Here is a 7,576-nt window from a genome sequence, read left to right as displayed (position 1 = left end):
GGATATCCCCTGAGTTGAAAGCCGGTGAGGCAAAAACAAGCCCCCATTGTACCGAGCAGCCGCTCAGTTATCCACATGCAGCTGCGTTGAGGATGGCGATAAATCAGCAGCTTACTGACCAAAATGACCTTTTAGGGGTGTGAATAAGCTCTGTGGATAACCCCACTTGAGGTCTTTGTACAACTGGGGGCTGAAATCGGTGGATAACCCGCCTGTGGATAACAGCTCATTTGATCCACAGCTTTTCCGCGCCATCGCCACAGTCAAATCACCCTTTCTCGACAAGGTTTCAATTCTCTGTACATGGCGTAAAACGTGGCCTGTAGAACTTTATCCACAGATGTTGTCCGCTTAAGCTTTATAAGTTTTACAGAAAAGCTTTAAATAATTCCTCTCTCTTTTTCTATGTCTAAGCATGTGGTGATACCCGTACCGGGATCGCTCGCCGAAGAAAGAGGGGATTTCCGTCTATAAGGAAAAGCTGGTTGGAAATTGACCTATGGCCCCGCTTTCTCTAGAATCGCCGATCTCTTAAAACGGGGGCCATTCCGGCCCGTTGTCGACGAACCAGGTAACACGCCATGAAACGTACTTTCCAACCAAGCACCATCAAGCGCGCTCGCACTCACGGTTTCCGTGCCCGTATGGCCACCAAGAACGGTCGTGCCGTTCTGTCGCGTCGCCGTGCCAAAGGCCGTAAGCGCCTGGCAGTTTGATTTTTCGGCACTGGTGGTGAGTCAGGACTTCAGTCGGGAAAAGCGTCTGCTTATACCCCGACATTTCAAAGCGGTCTTCGACTCCCCAACCGGCAAGGTCCCAGGGAAAAACCTGCTGCTCCTTGCCCGCGAGAACGGTCTGGATCACCCCCGCCTGGGGCTTGTGATCGGGAAAAAGAGCGTCAAGCTCTCCGTTCAACGCAATCGCCTGAAACGCCTGATGCGCGATTCGTTTCGCCTGAACCAGCACTTGCTTGCAGGTTGGGATATCGTGATCGTCGCGCGCAAAGGGTTGGGCGAGATTGAAAACCCAGAATTGCACCAACATTTTGGCAAGCTCTGGAAGCGCCTCGCACGCAGTCGGCCCGCTCCAGCAGTGAACACCGACTCTGTGGGGGTAGACAGTCAAGATGCGTAAACTGGCACTCGTTCCGATCCAGTTTTACCGTTACGCCATTAGTCCTCTGATGGCCAGTCACTGTCGTTTCTACCCCAGTTGCTCCTGTTACGCATTGGAGGCCATCGAAAACCATGGCCTTTTACGTGGCGGGTGGCTAACCGTTCGTCGCCTGGGGCGTTGTCATCCGTGGAATGCCGGCGGTTATGACCCGGTTCCGCCAGCTCCCTCTTCCCGTTCTTCTTCGATAGCCGAGTAATCATGGATATTAAACGCACGATCCTGATCGTCGCCCTGGCAATCGTGTCCTACGTCATGGTCCTCAATTGGAACCAGGACTACGGCCAGGCTGCCCTGCCGACTCAGAATACTGCTGCCAGCAACGCTGCCCCGGCCTTGCCGGACACCGCGCAGGCCGGCAACACTGGCGCCAGCGCCGATGTGCCGAGCGCCAACGCTGAATCCAGCCCTGCCGAACTGGCTCCGGTTGCCGTCAGCAAAGACTTGATTCGGGTCAAAACTGATGTGCTCGACCTGGCTATCGATCCAAACGGTGGTGACATCGCCCAGCTGATGCTGCCTAAGTATCCGCGCCGTCAGGATCATCCGGACATTCCGTTCCAGTTGTTCGACAACGGTGGCGAACGTACCTACCTGGCACAAAGCGGCCTGACCGGTACCAATGGCCCTGATGCCCGCCCAGCAGGTCGCCCGCTGTATGCCGCTGATCAGAAAAGTTATCAACTGGCTGATGGTCAGAACCAACTGGTCGTCGACCTGAAGTTCAGCGAAAACGGGGTCAACTACATCAAGCGCTTCAGCTTCAAGCGCGGTGAGTACGACCTGACTGTTACCTACCTGATCGACAACCAGAGTGCACAACCCTGGAGTGGTAACCTGTTCGCGCAACTGAAGCGCGACGCAAGCTCGGATCCTTCTTCGAGCACCGCGACCGGGACCGCCACCTACCTGGGTGCTGCCCTGTGGACAAGTTCGGAGCCCTACAAAAAGGTGTCGATGAAAGACATCGACAAGGGAAATCTGAAAGAAAATGTAACCGGTGGTTGGGTAGCCTGGCTGCAACACTACTTCGTTACTGCCTGGATCCCGAACAAGTCTGAAAACAACATCGTTCAGACGCGTAAGGACAGCCAGGGCAACTACATCATCGGTTTCACCGGCCCAGCGCTGAACGTCGCAGCTGGCGCCAAAGGCGAAACCAGCACCATGCTGTACGCCGGTCCGAAGATTCAGGACAAACTCAAAGAGTTGTCCCCAGGTCTGGAACTGACTGTCGACTACGGCATTCTGTGGTTCATTGCTCAACCAATCTTCTGGCTGCTGCAACATATCCACAGCCTGCTCGGCAACTGGGGCTGGTCGATCATCGTCCTGACCATGCTGATCAAGCTGCTGTTCTTCCCGCTGTCCGCCGCCAGCTACAAGTCGATGGCACGCATGCGCGCCGTGGCACCAAAACTGGCTGCGCTGAAAGAACAACATGGCGATGACCGGCAGAAAATGTCGCAAGCCATGATGGAGCTGTACAAGAAAGAGAAGATCAACCCACTGGGCGGTTGCTTGCCGATCCTGGTGCAAATGCCGGTCTTCCTCTCGCTGTACTGGGTACTGCTGGAAAGCGTCGAGATGCGTCAGGCACCTTGGATGTTCTGGATCACTGACCTGTCGATCAAGGATCCGTTCTTCATCCTGCCGATCATCATGGGCGCGACCATGTTCATCCAGCAGCAGCTGAACCCGACGCCGCCGGATCCGATGCAGGCCAAGGTAATGAAAATGATGCCAATCATCTTCACCTTCTTCTTCCTGTGGTTCCCTGCTGGTCTGGTGCTGTACTGGGTTGTGAACAACTGCTTGTCGATCGCACAGCAGTGGTACATCACTCGTAGCATCGAAAAGGCTACCAAGAAAGCCGCTGCTTAACGGGTTAGCCAGCTAACCTGTGGATAAACGCCCCCTCGTGGGGCGTTTTGCTATCTGTCGTTTTTGTCGTGAGGCCTTCGAGCATGAACACTGTGCGTGAAACCATCGCCGCCATCGCTACCGCCCAAGGACGCGGGGGCGTAGGGATCGTCAGGCTGTCTGGCCCCCTGGCACAACAGGCTGGCCTGGCCATCTTTGGCCGTACCCTGACTCCGCGGCATGCCCATTACGGGCCGTTTCGTGCCGATGATGGCCTGGTCATCGACGAAGGCATTGCCTTGTACTTCCCCGGTCCGAATTCATTCACCGGTGAAGATGTGCTGGAACTGCAGGGCCACGGCGGCCCAGTGGTCCTGGACATGCTTCTGCAGCGCTGTGTACAACTGGGCTGCCGACTGGCGCGTCCGGGCGAATTCAGCGAACGCGCGTTTCTCAATGACAAGCTCGACCTGGCCCAGGCTGAAGCGATTGCCGACCTCATTGAAGCGAGTTCCGCACAGGCGGCTCGCAATGCCTTGCGCTCGCTGCAAGGTGAGTTTTCCCGCCGTGTGGATAACCTCACGGAGAAATTGATCAGCTTGCGCATCTATGTTGAAGCGGCCATCGACTTCCCTGAAGAAGAAATCGACTTCCTCGCTGATGGCCACGTACTGGGCATGCTCGATGATGTGCGTGCGAATTTATCCACAGTACAGCGCGAGGCCGGGCAGGGCGCTTTGCTACGCGATGGTATGACGGTGGTGATCGCCGGGCGGCCGAATGCCGGCAAGTCGAGCTTGCTCAACGTGCTGGCCGGTCGTGAAGCAGCGATTGTCACCGACATCGCAGGCACCACCCGGGATATCCTGCGCGAACATATCCACATCGATGGCATGCCGCTGCATGTGGTGGATACGGCCGGTTTGCGCGATACCGACGACCATGTGGAAAAGATTGGTGTGGAACGTGCGCTCAAGGCAATCAATGAGGCCGATCGGGTACTGCTGGTCGTCGATTCCACCGCGCCGGAGGCCAGCGATCCGTTCGCGTTGTGGCCTGAGTTCCTCGATCAGCGCCCAGATCCTGGCAAAGTCACGCTGATTCGTAACAAGGCCGACCTCAGTGGCGAGCGTGTGGCGATGGAACACAGCGAAGATGGCCACGTCACCATTACCCTCAGCGCCAAGGACACCGACATGGGCCTTGAACTGCTGCGTGAACACCTGAAGGCCTGCATGGGTTACGAACAGACCGCGGAAAGCAGCTTCAGCGCGCGCAGGCGTCACCTGGAGGCGCTGCGTCAGGCCAGTGCACACCTGGAACATGGCCGTGCCCAATTGACTTTGGCCGGGGCTGGAGAGCTCCTGGCTGAAGATTTGCGTCAAGCCCAGCACGCTTTGGGTGAAATTACCGGCGCCTTCAGCTCTGATGATCTATTGGGGCGAATCTTCTCCAGCTTCTGCATCGGTAAGTAAGTTTTCTTATCCACAGCCGGGTCTGCAACGGACCTGGCTGCAGCGTTTCCTTCCTTCACTTTCCCTTCCTTCCAGGTCAGCCATGGGCTGAACCTGTCTTTGTCCCTGCGCGTCTATCCACAAATCGGTGAAATAAGCCCTGTGGAAAACTAACCTTCAGCTCCGTTGATAACTGGCCTTCAAGGCTGGAGATAACCGCGCCTGTGTGTAAGTAGCCATTTAATCCACAGGCTTAAACCGCTTATCCAGAGCGCTCATGGCCGGTAGACCACAGGGTTTAAATTCTCTGTACACACCACAGATCAAGGGCTGTAGAACCTTATCCACAGAAATGGTGGTGTATAAGAATAAACATAAAAACAAAGCTTTTATAAATTTCTCTCTATTAATTTCTATTGCTCGCCACTCATCCACAGGCTGGTTAAATTTTGTGCAAAAGGTTCCTTTAGAGAGGGGTAATTCCCTATACTTGTGCGTTATCCCTATCTATTCCCGAAACAGGCACGAGGTGCGTGGTGGATTTCCCTTCCCGTTTTGAAGTGATCGTCATCGGCGGCGGCCATGCCGGTACCGAGGCTGCGCTTGCATCTGCACGCATGGGCGTTAAAACCCTGCTGCTGACCCATAACGTGGAAACCCTCGGTCATATGAGTTGCAACCCGGCCATCGGTGGCATCGGCAAGAGCCACCTGGTCAAGGAAATCGATGCGCTCGGCGGCGTAATGGCGTTGGCCACTGACAAGAGCGGTATCCAGTTCCGTGTTTTGAACAACCGTAAAGGCCCAGCGGTGCGCGCTACTCGCGCCCAGGCCGACCGCGCTATCTACAAAGCCGTAGTGCGCGAGATTCTCGAGAACCAGCCCAACCTGTGGATATTCCAGCAGTCGTGCGATGACCTGATCGTCGAGCAAGATCAGGTACGTGGTGTGGTGACTCAAATGGGTCTGCGTTTCTTCGCCGACTCCGTGGTATTGACCAGTGGTACGTTCCTCGGTGGACTTATCCACATTGGCTTGCAGAACTACTCTGGCGGACGTGCGGGCGATCCACCCGCAAACGCGTTGGCTCAACGCATGCGTGAATTGCCACTGCGCGTCGGTCGCCTGAAAACCGGTACCCCGCCGCGCATCGATGGCCGCTCTGTGGATTTCTCGGTCATGACCGAGCAACCTGGTGATACGCCGATCCCGGTGATGTCGTTCATGGGCGACAAAGCCATGCACCCACGGCAGGTGAGTTGCTGGATTACCCACACCAATGCCCGTACCCACGAGATCATTGCCTCGAACCTTGATCGTTCGCCGATGTACTCAGGGGTGATCGAAGGCATCGGGCCGCGCTATTGCCCGTCGATCGAAGACAAGATCCATCGCTTTGCCGACAAGGAAAGCCACCAGGTGTTCATCGAGCCGGAAGGTCTGAACACCCACGAGCTTTACCCGAACGGGATATCCACATCCTTGCCGTTCGATGTGCAGTTGCAGATCGTGCGTTCGATCCGCGGTATGGAAAACGCTCACATCGTGCGTCCGGGCTACGCCATCGAGTACGACTACTTCGATCCGCGTGATCTCAAGTACAGCCTGGAAACCAAAGTCATTGGCGGTCTGTTCTTCGCCGGACAGATCAACGGCACCACCGGCTACGAAGAGGCCGGTGCGCAAGGTTTGCTCGCCGGTACCAACGCCGCGTTGCGTGCCCAGGGCCGCGAAAGCTGGTGCCCGCGCCGTGATGAAGCGTATATCGGCGTACTGGTTGACGACCTGATTACCCTGGGTACCCAGGAGCCGTATCGCATGTTCACTTCGCGCGCCGAGTACCGCTTGATCCTGCGTGAAGACAACGCCGATCTGCGTCTGACCGAAAAAGGTCGCGAGTTGGGCCTGGTCGATGACCAACGCTGGGCTGCATTCAGTGCCAAGCGCGAAGGCATTGCCCTGGAAGAGCAACGGCTGAAAACCACCTGGGTACGCCCGGATACTGCTCAAGGCCAGGCAATTGCCGAGAAATTCGGCACACCGTTGAGCCATGAGTACAACTTGCTCAACCTGCTGACCCGCCCGGAAATCGACTACGCTGGCCTGATGGAAGTGACCGGCGGCAACGAAATCGATCCACAGGTGGCCGAACAGGTCGAGATCAAGACCAAATACGCCGGTTACATCGACCGGCAACAGGAAGAAATCGCCCGGTTGCGTGCCAGCGAAGATACCCGACTGCCCGACGATATCGATTACAGCGGTATTTCCGGTCTGTCCAAGGAGATTCAGAGCAAGCTCGGCCAGACCCGTCCGGAAACGCTCGGTCAGGCATCGCGTATTCCCGGCGTGACCCCGGCGGCGATTTCCCTGTTGCTGATTCATCTGAAAAAACGCGGCGCTGGCCGCGAGTTGGAGCAAAGCGCTTGAGTTCTCAGGTCACCCCTCAACACGCCGAAGAGTTGTCCACAGGTGCCCGCCAGCTCGGTGTCGAGCTGAGCGAGGCGCAGCATGCGCAATTGCTGGCTTACCTGGCCCTGTTGATAAAGTGGAACAAGGCCTACAACCTGACTGCCGTGCGCAATCCGGACGAAATGGTTTCCCGTCATCTGCTCGATAGCTTGAGCGTCATGCCGTTTATCCACAGCGAGCGCTGGCTCGATGTCGGCAGCGGTGGTGGCATGCCGGGTATTCCCCTGGCCATCCTGCATCCGGACAAGCAAGTCACGGTGCTCGACAGCAACGGCAAGAAAACCCGCTTCCTGACCCAGGTGAAGCTGGAGCTCAAACTGGACAACCTGACAGTTATCCACAAGCGGGTCGAAGAGTTCCAACCGGCACAGCCGTTCAGCGGAATTGTGTCGCGCGCTTTCAGCAGCATGGAGAACTTCACCAACTGGACGCGCCACCTGGGCGACGAACAGACGCAGTGGCTGGCAATGAAAGGGCTGCATCCTGCTGATGAGCTGGTAGCATTGCCAGCAGATTTCAGAGTGGATAGCGAGCAGGCCTTGACCGTTCCGGGTTGCCAAGGCCAGCGCCATCTGCTGATACTGCGCCGCACGGCATGATTGGGAACACAAGCAA

Annotated in this window: 7 protein-coding genes; all 7 read left to right on the top strand. The window is 56.6% G+C overall.

Going from position 1 to position 7,576, the window contains the following annotated elements; translation table 11 throughout:
- Window positions 1-581 precede the first annotated feature (581 nt).
- The 7 genes from rpmH (at window position 582) to rsmG (ending at window position 7,560) form a co-directional block, all read left to right on the top strand.
- The gene (rpmH, locus tag ACVWSC_RS29095; protein WP_002551315.1) at window positions 582-716 is read left to right on the top strand and encodes a 50S ribosomal protein L34; all 135 of its coding nucleotides are present in this window, start codon (window positions 582-584) and stop codon (window positions 714-716) included.
- A gap of 13 nt (window positions 717-729) precedes the next feature.
- On the top strand, window positions 730-1,134 hold the full coding sequence (gene rnpA / locus ACVWSC_RS29090; RefSeq protein WP_442114394.1) for a ribonuclease P protein component: 405 nt from the start codon (window positions 730-732) through the stop codon (window positions 1,132-1,134).
- The gene (gene yidD, locus ACVWSC_RS29085; RefSeq protein WP_133213589.1) at window positions 1,127-1,372 is read left to right on the top strand and encodes a membrane protein insertion efficiency factor YidD; all 246 of its coding nucleotides are present in this window, start codon (window positions 1,127-1,129) and stop codon (window positions 1,370-1,372) included. Before rnpA ends, yidD begins: the two co-directional genes overlap by 8 nt.
- A gap of 2 nt (window positions 1,373-1,374) precedes the next feature.
- On the top strand, window positions 1,375-3,057 hold the full coding sequence (yidC, locus tag ACVWSC_RS29080; RefSeq protein ID WP_442111070.1) for a membrane protein insertase YidC: 1,683 nt from the start codon (window positions 1,375-1,377) through the stop codon (window positions 3,055-3,057).
- An 83-nt stretch (window positions 3,058-3,140) separates the two neighbouring features.
- Complete coding sequence (mnmE, locus tag ACVWSC_RS29075; protein ID WP_442111067.1) at window positions 3,141-4,511, top strand: tRNA uridine-5-carboxymethylaminomethyl(34) synthesis GTPase MnmE; 1,371 nt, start codon at window positions 3,141-3,143, stop codon at window positions 4,509-4,511.
- Window positions 4,512-5,026: 515 nt separating this feature from the next.
- A complete protein-coding gene (gene mnmG / locus ACVWSC_RS29070) occupies window positions 5,027-6,919 on the top strand; it encodes a tRNA uridine-5-carboxymethylaminomethyl(34) synthesis enzyme MnmG (protein ID WP_442111065.1) in 1,893 nt (630 codons plus the stop codon).
- Window positions 6,916-7,560 carry a 16S rRNA (guanine(527)-N(7))-methyltransferase RsmG gene (rsmG, locus tag ACVWSC_RS29065; RefSeq protein WP_107024407.1) on the top strand — a complete coding sequence of 215 codons (645 nt, stop codon included), beginning with the start codon at window positions 6,916-6,918 and terminating at the stop codon, window positions 7,558-7,560. Before mnmG ends, rsmG begins: the two co-directional genes overlap by 4 nt.
- The last annotated feature ends 16 nt before the right edge of the window (window positions 7,561-7,576 follow it).

The sequence above is a fragment of the Pseudomonas sp. NUPR-002 genome, from assembly GCF_056322725.1.
Note: the sequence above shows the minus strand (reverse complement) of the source record. Positions and strands in the feature narration are given on the sequence as shown.

Bases quoted from the DNA above. Each gene is read 5' to 3' on its own strand.
- rpmH (WP_002551315.1), top strand. From the start codon at position 582: ATGAAACGTACTTTCCAACCAAGCACCATCAAGCGCGCTCGCACTCAC.
- yidD (WP_133213589.1), top strand. From the start codon at position 1,127: ATGCGTAAACTGGCACTCGTTCCGATCCAGTTTTACCGTTACGCCATT.
- yidC (WP_442111070.1), top strand. From the start codon at position 1,375: ATGGATATTAAACGCACGATCCTGATCGTCGCCCTGGCAATCGTGTCC.
- mnmE (WP_442111067.1), top strand. From the start codon at position 3,141: ATGAACACTGTGCGTGAAACCATCGCCGCCATCGCTACCGCCCAAGGA.